17 protein-coding genes are annotated in these 16,743 nt (G+C 53.9%); 14 read left to right on the forward strand and 3 right to left on the reverse strand.

Annotation, left to right across the window (positions count from 1 at the left end; genetic code table 11):
* Positions 1 to 8 precede the first annotated feature (8 nt).
* On the forward strand, positions 9 to 1,727 hold the full coding sequence (locus FD02_RS02470; protein WP_056950143.1) for an NEAT domain-containing protein: 1,719 nt from the start codon (positions 9 to 11) through the stop codon (positions 1,725 to 1,727).
* A gap of 10 nt (positions 1,728 to 1,737) precedes the next feature.
* On the forward strand, positions 1,738 to 2,409 hold the full coding sequence (locus tag FD02_RS02475; protein WP_054721581.1) for an NEAT domain-containing protein: 672 nt from the start codon (positions 1,738 to 1,740) through the stop codon (positions 2,407 to 2,409).
* Positions 2,410 to 2,506: 97 nt separating this feature from the next.
* On the opposite strand, the gene FD02_RS11440 is transcribed toward FD02_RS02475, so the two are convergent.
* A complete protein-coding gene (locus FD02_RS11440; RefSeq protein WP_156408213.1) occupies positions 2,507 to 2,728 on the reverse strand; it encodes a hypothetical protein in 222 nt (73 codons plus the stop codon).
* Positions 2,729 to 2,890: 162 nt separating this feature from the next.
* On the opposite strand from FD02_RS11440, the gene FD02_RS02480 reads away from it, so the two are divergent.
* The 12 genes from FD02_RS02480 to FD02_RS02530 all read left to right on the forward strand — a co-directional run bounded on the left by FD02_RS02480 (position 2,891) and on the right by FD02_RS02530 (position 14,052).
* Complete coding sequence (locus FD02_RS02480; RefSeq protein ID WP_054721583.1) at positions 2,891 to 3,865, forward strand: mannose/fructose/sorbose PTS transporter subunit IIA; 975 nt, start codon at positions 2,891 to 2,893, stop codon at positions 3,863 to 3,865.
* Between the two features lie 28 nt (positions 3,866 to 3,893).
* The gene (locus FD02_RS02485) at positions 3,894 to 4,709 is read left to right on the forward strand and encodes a PTS mannose/fructose/sorbose transporter subunit IIC (protein ID WP_056950146.1); all 816 of its coding nucleotides are present in this window, start codon (positions 3,894 to 3,896) and stop codon (positions 4,707 to 4,709) included.
* 18 nt (positions 4,710 to 4,727) lie between these two features.
* On the forward strand, positions 4,728 to 5,639 hold the full coding sequence (locus tag FD02_RS02490) for a PTS system mannose/fructose/sorbose family transporter subunit IID (protein WP_056950149.1): 912 nt from the start codon (positions 4,728 to 4,730) through the stop codon (positions 5,637 to 5,639).
* A 123-nt stretch (positions 5,640 to 5,762) separates the two neighbouring features.
* On the forward strand, positions 5,763 to 6,146 hold the full coding sequence (locus tag FD02_RS02495; protein ID WP_054721585.1) for a DUF956 family protein: 384 nt from the start codon (positions 5,763 to 5,765) through the stop codon (positions 6,144 to 6,146).
* A gap of 138 nt (positions 6,147 to 6,284) precedes the next feature.
* Positions 6,285 to 6,968: a response regulator transcription factor gene (locus FD02_RS02500; protein WP_054721587.1), complete on the forward strand. Its 684-nt coding sequence runs from the start codon at positions 6,285 to 6,287 to the stop codon at positions 6,966 to 6,968.
* A 17-nt stretch (positions 6,969 to 6,985) separates the two neighbouring features.
* Positions 6,986 to 8,365, forward strand: a complete 1,380-nt coding sequence (locus tag FD02_RS02505; protein ID WP_162255564.1) for a sensor histidine kinase — start codon at positions 6,986 to 6,988, stop codon at positions 8,363 to 8,365.
* Between the two features lie 109 nt (positions 8,366 to 8,474).
* A complete protein-coding gene (locus tag FD02_RS11035; RefSeq protein WP_082603278.1) occupies positions 8,475 to 8,624 on the forward strand; it encodes a teichoic acid D-Ala incorporation-associated protein DltX in 150 nt (49 codons plus the stop codon).
* Between the two features lie 44 nt (positions 8,625 to 8,668).
* On the forward strand, positions 8,669 to 10,180 hold the full coding sequence (dltA, locus tag FD02_RS02510; RefSeq protein WP_054721590.1) for a D-alanine--poly(phosphoribitol) ligase subunit DltA: 1,512 nt from the start codon (positions 8,669 to 8,671) through the stop codon (positions 10,178 to 10,180).
* Positions 10,177 to 11,391, forward strand: a complete 1,215-nt coding sequence (dltB, locus tag FD02_RS02515) for a D-alanyl-lipoteichoic acid biosynthesis protein DltB (protein ID WP_056950152.1) — start codon at positions 10,177 to 10,179, stop codon at positions 11,389 to 11,391. The genes dltA and dltB overlap by 4 nt, the downstream gene beginning before the upstream one ends.
* Positions 11,392 to 11,405: 14 nt before the next feature.
* Entirely contained in the window at positions 11,406 to 11,642 is a 237-nt protein-coding gene (gene dltC, locus FD02_RS02520) for a D-alanine--poly(phosphoribitol) ligase subunit DltC (protein ID WP_054721591.1), read from the forward strand.
* A complete protein-coding gene (gene dltD / locus FD02_RS02525) occupies positions 11,639 to 12,886 on the forward strand; it encodes a D-alanyl-lipoteichoic acid biosynthesis protein DltD (protein WP_082603279.1) in 1,248 nt (415 codons plus the stop codon). The genes dltC and dltD overlap by 4 nt, the downstream gene beginning before the upstream one ends.
* Positions 12,887 to 13,164: 278 nt before the next feature.
* The gene (locus FD02_RS02530; RefSeq protein WP_162255565.1) at positions 13,165 to 14,052 is read left to right on the forward strand and encodes a serine hydrolase domain-containing protein; all 888 of its coding nucleotides are present in this window, start codon (positions 13,165 to 13,167) and stop codon (positions 14,050 to 14,052) included.
* Between the two features lie 58 nt (positions 14,053 to 14,110).
* Here FD02_RS02530 and argH read toward each other — a convergent pair whose 3' ends face one another.
* Both argH and FD02_RS02540 read right to left on the reverse strand, forming a co-directional pair.
* Positions 14,111 to 15,493 carry an argininosuccinate lyase gene (argH, locus tag FD02_RS02535; RefSeq protein WP_056950157.1) on the reverse strand — a complete coding sequence of 461 codons (1,383 nt, stop codon included), beginning with the start codon at positions 15,491 to 15,493 and terminating at the stop codon, positions 14,111 to 14,113.
* Positions 15,493 to 16,713 (reverse strand): argininosuccinate synthase, encoded by a 1,221-nt coding sequence (locus FD02_RS02540; RefSeq protein WP_054721603.1) that lies wholly within the window; start codon positions 16,711 to 16,713, stop codon positions 15,493 to 15,495. The genes argH and FD02_RS02540 overlap by 1 nt, the downstream gene beginning before the upstream one ends.
* Positions 16,714 to 16,743 lie beyond the last annotated feature (30 nt).

The raw sequence follows: 16,743 nt of genomic DNA on the forward strand, positions 1-16,743 counted from the left end.
CGGTCACGTTGCACCTGCAAAAATATGCGGCGCTGGTCAAGGCGTTTAGCATCGGCGATCAAGCTGCCAAGGTGACTAATGCAACCAAAGATACGGCTGACTTAACGTTTACGGTCGACGCCCAGTTTGCCACAGCGAAGGTGACCGCGACGATGAGTGTCATGAACATGCAGCAACAAGCTGACGTCGTGTTTGCGACGCCGCTGTACGCGGCTCAGCCGGCCATGCCCGATTTGACGCAACCTGGGCAATATGACGTGCCCTTTGTCGTGAATAAGTTCGGCACTGATCAGCATTCTGTCGCAGCCGCGTTCTTCAGCGGTACCGCTACCTTGGTGGTTGCCGCCGACAAGCCGGCCCAAGTGACGCTGCACCTAACCAAAGGGGCGTCGCTGGTCAAGGCCTTTGCCATTGGTGATCAACCGGCCAAAGTGACGACTCTTTCAGCGTCTGCGGCAGACCTGACCTTCACCGTTGATGACAACTTTGCTGCTGCCAAGGTCACCGCGTCGATGACGGTGATGAACATGCACCAACAAGCCGACATCCTGTTTAACCAGGCGCTACCTGTCGTTAAAGCCAGCCAGCCAAGCAAACACACAAAGCCAAGCAAGACCAGTTCGACGAAGCACACTACACCGACCAAATCGGTCCAGACGAGCAAGGCGCACATGAAGTCGTTGCAGGTTTACCAAAATGCCAATGGTCGGCTTTCGACGCAACCTTCCGCGGCCCAAGCGTTTTTAGCTGATACTGCAATCCTGGGAACGCCGAATCACGGCCTCACCCAAGTGACCATCCACACCACCGGGGCACAATACATCGACCAAATGAAGATCTTGGGTCGGCTTGGCCGAGTGTTGAACCAGCATGGGGATGATGCGGACATTCGGTTCACCTTGCCCACGGCGGCCCTTGACTACGCCTTGCCCGTCACCTTCAAGCTAACGGTGCCGGGTGGCGTGACCATGACGCAAACGGCCTTCGTGCTGATTGGGGTGAAGATTGCTCAGGCGCGGGTTTATCCCGGTGCACTGGTAACGCGTGCAACAAAGTCGCGTGCTGAGTCCGTCACCATGGTGGCGCGCACGACGGCAGGGCATGCCTTGGACCCAACCAAGCAGGTCCAAACGATTGGCTTCAGCGTCTTAAACGAAGCGCAAACAGGCGCATCGAATGCGAATGCTTACTTCACGCACCAAGCCCAGGTGGTGAAGCACGGCAATGGCTACGACGTATATTTAACTGTACGCGCGGCAGCGGGACTGGTTACCTTTACCCCGTTAACCGTCGCCAATAGTCGCGTGTTTGGCCTGACCAAAAGCACCAGCGGAGGTCAGGACGTGTGGCGCTACGCCTTCCACGTGGCGAATGCCAACGACTTGGATCAGCCGGTCCGCAGCACCATTGCCATGAGTGTGCCCATGGCTGGTATCAACCATATGGTGTTCACCATTTGGTTCGCCTTCGCCCGGACTGCAGGTGCAGTAGCAAGCCAGAATCAGATGGTGGCCAAGGCAGCTGTCACCGGTGGCTTGCCAGCAAAGAAAATCGCCTTGGTCGCCAAAGCGACGCAGCCGGCAGCTAAGCCCCCCGTGGTGGCAGCAACGCCAGGAGCGGCACCACTACCGCAGTTGGAGCCGTACCCACTACGCGCTGAAATTGCCGGATTTGCCGCCGCCGGTTTGATGATCATTGGGTTGGCTTGGTTTCGGCGTTACCACTAGGAGGAGAGACATGAAAATGAAGAAGTTAGCCTGGTGGCTGGTCCCGCTGATGGGGATGCTGTGGTTGTTCGCTACGCCGCAATCCGTGCGCGCGGATACCGTGAACTATCAGGTGTACAAGTACGGCACGAATACCCGCTCGATCGCTTCGGGATACTATGTTAAGCCGGCGCAGATTCAAGCCAACGGCGATCAATACCTGGTGACCATGACCATTCATACCAAGACTTCGTTAGGGAAGTGGCCAGTCACGGTGCTGAGTATCAATGGAAGCGGACCGGCGAATGTGACGAAAACAAAATCGGCCAGCGGGTATGACTACGCCTATGCGTTTGAAACGAAAGATCTCTCATCAACCATCAACAGTCGAATCAAGATTAACGTGCTCCACGTGTATGCGGCGACGCAAAATGTGAGTTTTCAGTTCGACACCAGAAAATTGCCGAGCCTCAAGACTCAGGCAACGACGACAAAGCCGGCCACTAGTCGTCAGGCGGCCAAGGCGGCCAGCGCTCAGGCTAGTGCTGCTAAAAGCATGAACCGGCGCTCGCGGGAGTTGGCCAAACAAATTCGGGCGGTGAACCGAGAGCACAAGCGCACCCAAACCACGATTCTCATGGGGGGCTCGGTGATGCTCGTGCTGCTGGCGGTATCAGCCTATTTCTTTAGTAAACATCGATAGTCATAGCTGGGTAGGGCCTTAGGCCCTACCCAGTTTGTGTATTAAGGGACTTGGGACAAGTGATTCGTACTCAAAATAATCAAAAAACACTCAGGGATTATGCTGGCTGATTTAAGCGCGGGCCCCATGAAGCGGTGTCGGCTAACCACAACTTACCGGCATTCATCCAATTTTTCTCGTGAAAACTCACCAGAGCAAACAGTGTGACTCGGTCCAAGAAATACGAATATTCGCCCTCTAAAATCGAAATTGACTGAAAACGAACATAACCAAACAAAAAAATTGGTCCAAACCAGCCGCGGTGTAAAAAGCCTTTCATGAAAACGGTGTTTTTTTTGCATCGTATTGATTGCATTGCCCTGCTGATAAAGGCATACTAAACGGCGAGAGGACTTGTGTTGTCGCAAATTCGGTCTGGTTTCAGCAGAATTTTGATAGCGCTTAAGTCTACTCCCAAAACTCATTTAGGAGGCGACAGACAATGGTCGGAATCATCCTTGCAAGTCACGGTCAATTCGCGACTGGCATTATGCAATCGGGCCAAATGATCTTCGGCGAGCAAGAGAATGTCCAAGCTGTGACATTCATGCCCAACGAAGGTCCGGACGACCTGAAAGCGCACCTTGAAGAAGCCATTGCAAAGCTCGACTCAGCTGATGAAGTGCTCTTCCTTGTGGATCTTTGGGGCGGTTCGCCATTCAACCAAGCTAACGGGTTGTATGAAGCGCACAAAGACAAGTGGGCAATCGTCACTGGATTGAACTTGCCAATGTTGATTGAAGCATACGGGTCACGCTTATCTATGGACTCGGCACAGGCAATTGCTGCACATTTGATTCAAGCAGGTAGAGATGGCGTCAAGATTAAGCCAGAAACCCTTGAACCGAAGGCTGCGGCGCCAGCTGCGCAGGCAACCGCGCCAGTCAGTGGTGGCAAACCTGGCAAGCTTGATTATGTCCTTGCTCGCATCGATTCTCGGTTGCTCCATGGGCAGGTGGCAACGGCGTGGTCCAAAACCGTTAAGCCAACCCGCATCATCGTAGTATCCGACAACGTCGCGCGCGACAAGCTACGTAAGCAACTGATCACGGAAGCTGCCCCTGCTGGCGTCAAGGCCCACGTTATTCCCGTGGACCAAATGATCAAGATTGCCAAAGACGACAAGCACTTTGGCGGCGAAAAGGCACTGCTATTATTCGAAACGCCTCAAGACGCGTTGCGCGCCATTGAAGGCGGGGTTCCGATCAAGACCTTGAACGTTGGTTCCATGGCGCATTCCGTCGGGAAGGTTCAGCCGAACAAGGTCTTGGCGTTTGACCAAAACGATATTGATACCTTCGCGAAGCTTAAGGCAGACGGCGTAGATTTTGATGTCCGTAAGGTCCCAACTGATTCTAAGGATAATATGGACAACATCTTGAAAAAGGCGCAAGACGCGCTGAACGCTGCGAAGTAAATCGGTTTAGAAACGGAGGATATGACTAATGAGTCTGAATTTCATTCAAATCATTCTGGTCCTCATCGTTGCATTCTTTGCTGGGATGGAAGGGATTCTCGATGAATTTGAGTTCCATCAGCCAGTCATTGCATGTACCTTGATTGGATTAGTAACTGGCACGCTCGGCCCTTGCTTGGTCTTAGGCGGGCAATTGCAATTAATCGCCATGGGCTGGGCGAACATCGGCGCGGCCGTTGCGCCTGACGCTGCGTTGGCATCGGTCGCATCTGCGATTATTCTGGTACTTGGCGGCAAAGGTCAAGAAGGGGTGTCTGCTGCCATTGGGTTGGCGATTCCACTGGCCGTTGCCGGCTTGCTGCTGACGACTTTGGTCCGCACCATCACGACTGGGGTTGTGCACATCATGGATAAGGCTGCCGAAGAAGGTAGCTTTGCCAAGATTGACCTTTGGCAATACATTGCCATTTGCTTGCAGGGACTGCGGATCGCGATTCCTGCTGGCTTGATTCTCGCTGTTGGGGCCGGCCCGGTGAAGGCCATGCTGGATGCAATGCCAGCTTGGTTGACCGGTGGCTTGACCGTCGGTGGTGGCATGGTTGTGGCCGTTGGGTACGCCATGGTTATCAACATGATGGCAACGCGTGAAGTTTGGCCGTTCTTTGCAATTGGCTTTGTCCTGGGCACGGTTTCCGAGATTACCTTGATCGGGTTAGGGGCGATTGGTTTGTCTCTGGCGATGATCTACCTGGCCCTGTCCAAGGTTGGCGGCGGTAGTTCCAGCAACGGTTCCGGCAATGGTGGCTCCGGCGATCCCGTCGGCGACATCATCGACAATTACTAAAAAGGAGGGTGACGAACAATGGCAGAACAAATTCATTTAACCAAGTCTGACCGGCTTCACGTTTGGTGGCGTTCGACCTTCCTTCAAGGTTCTTGGAACTATGAACGGATGCAAAACGGTGGCTGGGCCTACACCTTGGTGCCAGCATTAAAGAAATTATATAAGACCAAAGAGGATCGCTCCGCAGCTTTGAAGCGGCACTTGGAATTCTTCAATACGCACCCATACCTGGCTTCGCCTGTTATCGGTGTGACCTTGGCCTTGGAAGAGGAACGGGCCAATGGTGCACCAATCGATGACGTCACGATTCAAGGGGTCAAGGTTGGGATGATGGGCCCGCTGGCCGGTGTCGGCGACCCAGTCTTCTGGTACACGGTCCGGCCAATCTTGGGCGCTTTGGCGGCCACGATGGCGATTTCCGGGAACATTCTCGGCCCAATCATTTTCTTCGTCGTATGGAACCTGATCCGGATGCTGTTCCTGTGGTATACGCAGGAGTTTGGCTACCGTGCTGGTTCGCGGATTGCCGATGATATGTCGGGTTCTCTGCTTGGCGATGTCACCAAGGGCGCGTCGATTCTGGGGATGTTCATCCTAGGTGCGCTGGTTGAGCGGTGGGTATCCGTTAAGTGGACGCCTGTGGTTTCCAACATCAAGCAACAAGCTGGGACCTATATCGACTGGAACAAGCTGCCAAGTGGGGCTAAAGGCATTCAAAAGGCCTTGGAACAGCAACAGGCCGGCTTGTCGTTGACTCACTATAAGCAAACCACGCTGCAAAGCAACTTGGATAGCCTGATTCCTGGCTTGACTGGGCTACTGATCACCTTCCTGTGCATGTGGTTGCTCAAGAAGAAGGTTTCCCCAATCGTCATTATCCTGGGCCTCTTCGTTGTCGGGATTCTGTGCCGGGTTGCGAACATCATGTAATCTGGTTGACCAGATAGCGATTGGCAACGGTCAGCAGACGGTAGCGATACCGGCGGCTGGCCGTTGTTTTCGGTTTAGCCTGGTGGGTATAATATAGTTAAATCAAGAGAAAAGGATGAGCCGATGGTACAATCAATCAACTCCAAGGTCGACCTCGCCGTCGATGGGACGTTTCACATGAGTCTGCCGACTTACGGCAAAATTATGGTCGGCAATCACGGCTTTGAATTTTACAATGATCATAACGTGGCTGATTACGTTCAGATTCCTTGGCAAGAAGTTGATCGCGTCGTGGTGTCCGTGGAGTTTGGTGGCAAATGGATTCCACGGTTCGCCTTTCAAACCAAGCACAACGGTCGCTACATGTTTTCGGCCAAAGACCCCAAGCGTGTTCTGCGAGCTGTCAGGGAATACATCCCTGCGGATCACATTGTCAAACCGCTTGGCTTTTGGGCGGTCGTTCGCCGAGGAGTCTCGGCGATTAAGCAACGCCTGCATCACAAATAAGCCAAATTGAACATCAGCCTACCCGTCGATTCCGTTTTCGAATCGGCGGGTTTTTGGTTGGGCGCCGGGTTCAGATGACAAAAATGTCATGGTATGCTGAGCTCAATATGTTAGGCTTAAGCGCGAGGAGGCGTGATCATGGCAGAGACGATTTTACTGGTGGATGACGAGGCGAGCTTGCTGAGTTATCTCACCAGCGAGCTACAATTCGAAGGGTATACTGTGATGACGGCCACCGATGGGCAAGTGGCCTGGCAAACCTATCAGGCACACGCCACCGACCTATCGTTGGTGCTGCTGGACTGGATGTTGCCAAAGCTCGACGGTCTCGAGGTGATGCGCCGCATTCGCAAGCAATCTCAGGTGCCAATCGTGATGATGACCGCCCGTGATTACGTTGGTGACAAAGTGGCCGGGCTCGATAACGGGGCGGATGATTATATCACCAAGCCGTTTGAAATCGAGGAACTGTTAGCGCGCTTACGCGTCATTCTGCGTCACGCCAAGCAGCGCCAGCCGGAAAGTTTCCAAGTGGGGGACTTAACTGTGGACCCTAAGGCGCGCCAGGTGCGCCGCGGGGAGGTCCAGGCCCAACTCACACCGCGTGAATATGATCTCTTATTGGCGTTGATGCAACGGCCAGGAACGGCGATGACGCGGGATGAGCTCTTGAATACGGTGTGGGGAAGCGACTTTGCTGGTCAGGTCAATATCGTCGATGTGTACATCCGTTACCTGCGACACAAGCTTGACTTGCCAGGGCTGGCTCCGTTAATCCACACGGTGCGTGGGGTCGGCTATATGATTGGTGCCAGTGCATGACGCAAAAGGCACGGAGGATGACGAGTACAGCGCGGTTTACGCGGAGTTACGTTGCGCTATTGGTGGCAGTCATGGTGGCGGTCAGCTTCAGTATTTTGACCATCGTGGGCTCGTACCTCATCAATAATAAGCGCGCTGATGCACAGGACTTGATGACCGTGGTGACCCAAACCTTTGCTGATAATCGCCCGAATTGGCGTTACTTTGCCATGACCGCACGCGTTAATCCCCACCGTAGTTTTGTCCGGGTGCACGTTGCGGCCACGCCCCACGCCAGTGCTCGGACGTATTATTCCCGTGGCACCCGCCAGTTTTTGCGTACCGAGCTAGACACGGTGCCGCTATCCGCTCATGTGCGCTTTCAACAAGACCGCGGTGTTTATTACCACCTGACGAAAACCACGACGAATCGCGGTGCAGTGGTCACATATAGTGAATGGCTATCGTTGAACAATATGGTGGGACTATTCAAGGTCTTACTGCTTGCCATTATCGGAATTACCTTGGTGGGCATCCTGATTGGAGGCTGGCTAATTTCGTGGTTGGCGCATCGGCTGAATGCGCCTTTGGTGGCGCTGACGGATGCTGCCCACACGATCGCGAATACTGATAATGCGACCCACCACGAGACGTTACCGGTGCCTAGTGCACCGCAAGAAGTGCGCGAACTGGGCAGTGAATTTAACCGCCTGCTACAATCCCTCAACGCGCAAGTGCGGCGCGATCACCAATTCGTTTCGGACGCCTCGCATGAACTGCGCACGCCACTGTCAGCGATTCGCGGTCACGTCGCGTTGATTCGCCGGCACGGGAGTGATCATCCTGAGGTGATCCCAGAGTCGCTGGCGACGATTGATGTCGAGTCCAGTAAGATGCAACAACTGGTCGAGAGCCTGCTACGGCTGTCGCGAATGGATCACATGTCGCTTACCCGTGACTGGGTGCCGATTGCGCCATTACTGCAGCGCTGCGGCCAGCGGTTTGAGCGGCAAAGCGGCCGGTTGATTACCGTGGCGGCTACTGGGGACACGTTAGTTTTTGCTAACGCGGAAAGCATTGAACGCGTGGTGATGAGCCTGTTGAGTAACGCTGCAAAATATTCTCCTGCTGCACTGCCGATTACCCTCAGCCTCACTGTGAACGATTCGACAGCCGCCATCGCCGTGGCCGACTTGGGGCCCGGCGTGGCGGATAGTGACAAGCCGCACATCTTTGATCGTTTCTACCGCGCCGATTCTTCTCGGTCTAAGGCAATTCCCGGCACTGGCTTAGGTCTTGCCATCGCTGCACGCAGCGTGGCTTTGAATCACGGGCAGCTTAGTGTTGCCGATCATCAGCCACACGGGGCGGTGTTTACGCTCACCCTGCCGGCGATGCCAGCGCCAGCGGCGGAATGATTCTGAGAAATTCTCAGATGATTCATATTTTTTGTAGATAGCACCTGCGTTCTCAACACCGTAAACTCACGGTGTTGAGTTTTTTTATGCCGTGAAAGGAGCCGTCAATATGTGGCAAAGCATTCGGCGCTGGGTGAACAGCCCTACCGGAGAATTTATCTGGCATACCGCTTTGTATTTCATCATCATCCTCGGCCTGGTGTACCTCTACAGTTACCGCGGGGTGACCAATAGCCATTTTATTTATAACGAATTTTAATTGGCTTGTCGGTTCGCGGCACAGTCAAGGAAGGACAATCGTTCATGTTAACAGATATCATTGAGACGATTTCGGATTACGGCCGGACCCATCCGGATTGGGTGGCCTATGATGAATTAGGCCAGACGCATACATATGGTGAACTGCTCGCCGCCAGTGATGGAATTGCAACCACTTTAGGGCAATTAAAGCTGACTCCAAAGGCGCCAGTGATGGTGTATGCCGATCAAAGCTTTGCCACCGTAGCGACCTTTCTGGGGTGTGTTAAGGCGGGGCATGCTTACATCCCGGTGGATACACACTCACCTAACGACCGGTTGACGATGATCGCAGACATCGCGCGGCCAGCTTTGACGATCGCGGTCCAACCTTTGCCCATCTCGTTGCCTGGCCGAGTGTTAGGCGGCAGGGCGCTAGAAGCGGCGATGACGGCCCCTCGGCAGCCACAAACGCCCGTGGTGGGGGATGAGAATTTTTACATCATCTTCACCTCTGGAACCACTGGCCAGCCAAAAGGCGTCCAGATTAGTCATACGAACCTCTTGAGCTTCGTGAACTGGTTTGCCACCTTCCAGTTGCCGGCGCGGCCGCGTGTGTTAGCTCAGGCTCCATACTCCTTTGATCTAAGCGTCATGACCTTATACCCAACCTTAACGGCAGGGGGCGTGGTGAAGGTCCTGCCTGCCGCCACGACGGCGAACCTCAAGTCCCTATTTGCGGCACTGCCCAAGCTTGATTTGCAAGTGTGGGTGTCAACGCCGTCATTCATGGACATCTGTTTGCTTGATCCAACGTTTGATGCCGCGCATTACCCCGCCTTACAGCAAATCTTTTTTTGCGGTGAAGAGCTGACTCGGCAAACCGCGGCGACGCTTCTCGATCGCTTCCCTGAAGTGGCGTTATTTAACACGTATGGACCAACAGAGGCGACGGTCGCGGTGACGGCCGTGCAAATCACACCGGCTGTGCTTGAGGAATACCCGCGGTTACCAATCGGCAAGATCAAGCCAGATACGACGATTAGCTTGCGCCCGGGGACGACACGGCAAGAGGACATGAGGTTGACCGGTGAATTACTACTCGCCGGTCCTAGTGTGGCCAAGGGCTACTTGAACCGGCCGGACAAAACCGTAGCGGTGTTTAGTGACACGCCAGCCGGTCGGGCGTATGCCACCGGAGATCTGGGCACAATCGACGCTGATGGCATGGTGCATTATCGTGGTCGAACGGATTTTCAAATCAAGCTCAATGGGTACCGAATCGAGCTAGAAGAGGTGAATCACTACCTCAATGCTGAACCGCTGATTAAGCAGGCCGTGGCGGTGCCGAAGTACAACGCCGCACATAAGGTCAGCCAGCTTCTGGCCTATGTCGTTCCTGCCGCCAACGACTATGACAGCGAGTTTGCGCTGACCAAGGCATTGCGGCAGGCGCTTGGGCAGACCATGATGAGTTACATGGTGCCACAGCGATTCATTTACCGCGATGCTTTACCGCTGACGCAAAACGGGAAGGTGGCCATCAAGCAGTTGATCAGTGAGGTCAATGCCTCATGATCAATTTGCAGCCTTATACTAATCCGCTGTATTTTGCCTACCTGTTTGTGGCTTTTTTACCCATCATGATTGCCTTGAGCCACGGGGTGCGTCTCCACCGCTACGAAACCGTGGTGGGGTTGGGCTTCATTATCTTGATGTTCACCGGGACGAAGTGGCACGAAGGCGTGGCCTTATTGGTGTACTTGGTTATCGAGTGGCTAGTCGTCACGGGTTATCGGCGCTACCGGCGTGCGCACAATCACACTTGGGTATTCGTCGTGGCGGTTTTGGCGGCGATTGCGCCGTTGGTGATTGTGAAGCTGACGCCGTTGTTTTCTAAATCACCTTCGCTACTTGGCTTTTTAGGTATTAGTTACTTGACCTTTAAGGCCGTACAAATGGTCATGGAGTTGCGGGACGGCACGATTAAGTCCTTTACGACCTGGCAGTTTCTCCGGTTTCTGATTTTCTTTCCAATCATTTCTAGCGGCCCCATTGATCGCTTTCGCCGGTTCACCAAGGATGCAGAAAGCGTCCCTAGTCGAGCAGCGTATGGAGACATGGTTGCCAAAGGGGTGCACAATATCTTCCTTGGTTTCCTGTATAAATTTATCCTCGGGTATTTCTTTGGCACCGTGATGCTACCGCAAGTGGGGCGGATTGCCTTGCATCACCATGGCGCCTTTCTGGGGCTGTCTTGGGCGTTGGTCGTGTACATGTATGTTTATAGCATGTATCTATTCTTTGATTTTGCCGGCTACAGCCTGTTTGCGGTGGGAACCAGCTATCTGTTGGGCATTCAGACGCCAGTCAACTTCAACAAGCCGTTTGCTTCTCCGAATATCAAGGAGTTCTGGAATCGTTGGCATATGTCGCTGTCGTTTTGGTTCCGCGACTTTGTCTTTATGCGTGTCACGTTTTTTATGATGAAGCACAAGCTGGTGAAAAATCGCATTCACCTCAGTCAGATTGCTTATTTGATCAACTTCTTGGTCATGGGTTTCTGGCACGGCGTAACGTGGTATTACATCGTCTATGGACTGTTTCACGCCGGAGCCATCATTCTCAATGACAGCTGGTTGCGCTTTAAGAAAAAGCATCGCCAACAACTGCCTCATAATCGGTGGACACAAGCACTGGCGGTTGTCATCACGTTCAATGTGGTCTGCTTTAGTTTCTTGATTTTCTCAGGCTTTTTGAACCAGTTGTGGTTTGGACCGTTTCGTTAATTTAGGAGGGTATCATGGAGATTAAACAAACAGTATTGGCTATTTTACAAGAACTCACAGGTGAGGATTTAAGCACGCACCTCGACGATGATTTATTTGAAACCGCGTTGTTGGATTCAATGGATACCGTTCAGCTGTTACTCGAACTTCAAGATCAACTCGGTATTACGGTGCCGGTTTCGGAATTTGATCGTAATGCGTGGAACACCCCGGCCAAAATCATCAGCCAAGCGGAGGCATTAAACGCATGACCAAGCGCCTGTGGCAAATCTTCGGGCCGATTCTGGTGGCTGCTGCAATGGTGGCCACCTTGCTTTTGGTGCCGTGGCACTGGGGCGCATTATCAGCTGGGACCGTTGATCAAGCCGCGGTGTCCATGGCGCCGAATGTGTTGGCCGGAGAACGCATTAAAGACCAGGCTTTTGCAGACGGTTACTTACCGTTATTCGGCTCCAGTGAGCTTGCCCGAATGGATCCGTTCCACCCAGCCGTGTACGCTGAGAAGTATCATCAGCCTAAGCCCTTTCTGCTGGGCGCTGCCGGAACGCAATCGCTGACGCATTTTGTCACCGATCAAAGCAGTCTACCTGAACTGCGAGGGAAAAAAGCAGTCGTGATCTTGTCCCTGCAGTGGTTCACGCCACAAGGGCAGCGACCGGATGCGTTCGGGTTCTATTATTCTCCGTTGCAGATGATGACCTGGTTGCGGCAGGCAAACCCTCATAACGTCGGGGACAGGTACGCCGCTAAGCGTTTGTTAAAGATGCCAAGTGTGCGGGACAGTGGCACCGTTGCCGCGGCCACCGCGGCTATTGCCAAGGGCCACCGCCCTAACGCGTGGCTGAGGTGGCAGCTTCGTCTTCATCAGCAGTTGTTGCGCAACGAAGATGGGCTGTTCTCCCGATTCCATTTGATTGATCATCGGCGGCGGATTGAGGCGGGGGTTCGGCAGCTGCCAACCCAAGCCACTCCGGAATCATTAACCGCCTTGGCTGAAAAAATTGGCCGTGCACATACGACGAATAACCGCTTGGGCATTGACAACCATTTCTTTGCTCGGCGCCTTGGCGGTGGCAAATTACGCGCTTTACGCGGTAGCCAGAAGCATTTTGACTACCTGAGCTCGCCGGAGTATGGCGACTTCCAGTTGCTGCTTCAACAGTTCGCCGAGAATCACATTGACGTTCAGTTCGTGATTCCGCCGATCAACCAGCGGTGGGCGCGATATACAGGGCTGTCGCTGCCGATGGTTCGCCGCGCAGCCAATAAGGTCCAGGCCCAGCTACGCACTCAAGGCTTCAATCGCGTCCTTAACTTGAGCAACGATGGCAACCGGCCTTTCTTCATGCAAGACACTATTCACCTTGGTTGGGCGGGCTGGGTTCGTGTTGATACCACCATGCGCCAGTTTGTCCATGCACCAAATGTGCACGACTACCACCTGCGTAGTCGGTACTACTCGCAGGCATGGCAACGCCAAACTAGGGGGTGGTAGGCATGCGTCAATATCGGCATACGCCTAAACGTCACCTACGTTGGGGGCGCATCTGCGGGGTTGCCGCACTGTTGATCGTTTTAGTTGGGGCAGGTTTCTGGATCCATGCAGGTCGGGCTCAGACCAGTCAACACCAGGTGGAATCGAGCTCGCCACGGGTCGTCAGTCGGGTGCAGTCGACAAGTCGGACTTCGGTTAGGCCACAGACAAATCCAACCATCGACCACCAGCTCCAGGCGACCCTATCGCCAATCGGGTTCACTGGGACTGCACTTGTGATGCACAAAGGACGAGTGGCTGGCTTATACACACACGGGATGGCGAACATCGCGACGCGGCAACCTGTTACGGCGACGACGATGTATGAAATCGACTCGATTCAAAAGGTGATGACGGCGGTCATGGTGATGCGTCAGATTCGCGCTGGCAAACTACGGATGACCACCACGCTCCACCGGTTTTTCCCGAAGGCGCCAAATAGCCGGGGAATTACGATCCGGCAACTGTTGGATATGACATCGGGATTGACCTATCCCAAAGACTTTCGGCCGGCACCGTACCACGATGACCTTGGGGTGGTTAATCACGCCGTCGCCGAAGCAAAACAGACTGCCACCGGCAACGGGACCTGGCATTACAGTGGGCTCAACTTCGTCTTGCTGAGCGGGATATTGATTAAACTCACCGGGCAAACATACGCCCAGCTCTTTGCTACCACCTTCAGTACACCCCTTCATCTGACGCACACACGCTTTGCCTACGAAACGCCGACTGCCGATATGGCGACGGGGTATCACTTTGTCCCTGCCACGCAGCGACCCGGTCGACCGTTTGTTACGGGTGCGGCGTTGGCGCATGCGGAGCTGGGTACCGGCCAAGTATATATGGATGTTGCCGATTTGTATCGCGTAGAAGCTGCTATCCAAACCAAGCTACTGACCCCTGCCGAGAAGCAGACTTTATTCACACCCGGAAGTGTAAGCACCTATGGCGGGGGGCTGTATCACCGGACCGTGGATGCCGCTAACGGGTACGGATATGGGTTTCAGTCTCACATGCGAATTAGCCACAATGGTCAGGATGCCGTGATCGTGATGAACAATAGTGCGATGGGTAAACCATTGCTTAGCGCGACAGTGCAACTGACACAAATGTATCTCCCGTAGTACGCAAAAACCAACGCCTTCGCAATTCCGCGAAGGCGTTGGTTTGCTTTTGGGAAAGTTACCGGTCAGCAAGGCACTCCTTGGCGCGGGCAACTTCTTTGATCACATTGGTCACCGCCGTGCCACCAAGACTAGTCCGGCGGTTGACGGCAGCCTCACTGCTTAACTCGGCATACACGTCGGCCTCGATTTGTGGGGCTGCGGCTTGGAGTTCAGGTAGTGGCATTTCTTGCAAGGTGGTGTGGGTTTTGATCCCCTTGAGCACCAGCTCGCCGACGATGGCATGTGCCTGGCGGAACGGGACGCCTTTGGTGGCGAGATAATCCGCGAGTTCGGTGGCGTTAGAAAAGTCGTTCGTCGTTGCATCATGCATCCGGGTTTCATGAACGGTGAGACTTTCTAACATGCCGGCAAAGATATGCACAGAGCCGAGAATCGTCGTATAAGCGTCGAATACTGGCTCCTTGTCTTCCTGCATATCCTTGTTGTAAGCCAGCGGTAAGGCCTTCATGGTGGTTAACAGGCCCATCAACGCGCCGTAGACCCGACCGGTTTTGCCGCGAGTCAATTCGGCAAAGTCCGCATTTTTCTTCTGCGGCATAATTGAGCTACCCGTCGCAAAACTGTCAGCCATCTCGACGTAGTTGAACTCGTAAGTGCACCACAGAATTAACTCCTCAGCCAGCCGTGACAAGTGTTGCATCAGAATCGCGGCATTGCTGAGAAACTCTAAGGCAAAATCACGATCGGACACCGCGTCCAATGAATTGTGGTACACGCTTGAGAAGCCTAACGTCTTGGCCACTGCTTCACGGTCGATGGGAAAAGTCGTCCCCGCCAATGCGGCTGCCCCTAACGGCAGCATATCGGTATGTTGTTGATTGAACGAGAAACGTTCATAGTCGCGCTGGAACATTTCGAAGTATGCGAGTAGGTAATGGCCATAGGTGATGGGCTGGGCGTGTTGTAGGTGGGTATACCCAGGCATGATGGTGCCGGCGTGCTGTTCCGCTTTTTCCACCAATACGGTTTGCAGATTCGTTAATGCTTTAAGCAGCTCCGGCAAGCGGTGCTTGAGCCACAGGTGAAAATCGGTGGCTACTTGGTCATTTCGCGAGCGGGCGGTATGTAATTTGCCTGCAACTGGACCGATTTCCTTGGTGAGTAGGCTCTCCATGTTCAAGTGAATGTCCTCGTTGGCCACGGTGAACTTGAGCTCACCGGCTGCCAGCTTAGCTTGAAGGGTATGGAGGCCAGCAGTGATGGCAGCGGCGTCGGCTTGAGGGATGATTCCTTGTTTGCCAAGCATGGCGACGTGGGCTAAGGACCCTTCGAGGTCTTCGGCAGCCATTTGCTGGTCAAAGCTGATTGACGCACCGAATTGATCGACCCATTCCGCCGCTTTGGCAGTAAACCGGCCGCCCCAGAGCTTGTCGGTCATTATTTGTCCTCCGGTTTCTGGGAGTGGACGTGGTTGACTTCTTCATAAACGGTGGCCGGCAGCGTCCACAACTTGATGAAGCCGGCTGCAGCCTCTTGATCGAAGGTGTCGGCACTGGTATAAGTCGCCAGGTTTTCGTCATACAGGGAATTCGTCTCAGACTGGCGTGCAACCGGTACGGCTGAGCCTTTGTACAGCTTCATTTTAACCACGCCGTTGACGACCTTCTGCGTGTCGTCAATAAAGGCCATCAGACTGTCGAAGAGCGGGGTAATCCACTTGGCCTCGTAGATCATGTTGGTGAGTTGTTGTTCAATGAGTGGCTTGTAGTGGGCAACGTCACGTTCGAGTGTGAGGTTTTCCAGCTCGTGGTGAGCGGTCATGATGACGGCAGCGGCCGGGGCCTCGTAGACTTCGCGGGACTTGATGCCGACCATCCGGTTTTCGATCTTATCGATGCGACCGATACCGTTGTCGCCAGCAAGCTTGTTCAAGGCCTTAATCAGGTCGGCCAGGGGTTGTGTCTGGCCATTAATTGCGACGGGGAGGCCTTGCTCAAATGTTAGGTCGATGTAAGTTGGCGCATCCGGAGCTGCTTCGGGGGAAACGGTCATGCCCCACGCGTCATCAGGAGCTTGATTCCAAGGATTTTCCAAAATACCCGCTTCATTGGCGCGCCCCCAAAGATTGGCGTCGATGGAATACGGTGACTTCTTGCCGATGGGCACCGGGACGTTATGATCCTTGGCGTAATCAATTTCTTCTTCACGAGACCAGTGAAAGTCACGAATTGGGTCTTCGATTTTTAATTCAGGATCCAAGGCGTGGATGGCGGCCTCAAACCGAACCTGGTCGTTGCCCTTACCAGTGGAGCCATGCGCGATGGCGACGGCACCTTGTTCGTGCGCAATCTTAACGAGGTGGGCGATGATCAATGGGCGCGACAAGGCCGATACGAGTGGGTAGTCGCCTTCATAAAGCGCGTTGGCCTTGATGACTGGGGCGACGTATTCGTTGGCAAATTCATCTTGGGCGTCGATGGCATAGCTTTGAATTGCGCCTACCTTGAGGGCCTTTTGTTGGATGAAGGTCATGTCCGCGCCGGGTTGGCCCACGTTGAGACACACGGCGATCACGTCGTAACCCTTGTCTTGTAGCCACGGAATGGCCACAGATGTATCCAAGCCGCCAGAGTATGCCAAAACGATTTTGCCAGTCATCAGTTAATTCCTCCAATTTGTGTAGTGACA

Source organism: Lacticaseibacillus nasuensis JCM 17158, from assembly GCF_001434705.1.
GTDB lineage: Bacteria > Bacillota > Bacilli > Lactobacillales > Lactobacillaceae > Lacticaseibacillus > Lacticaseibacillus nasuensis.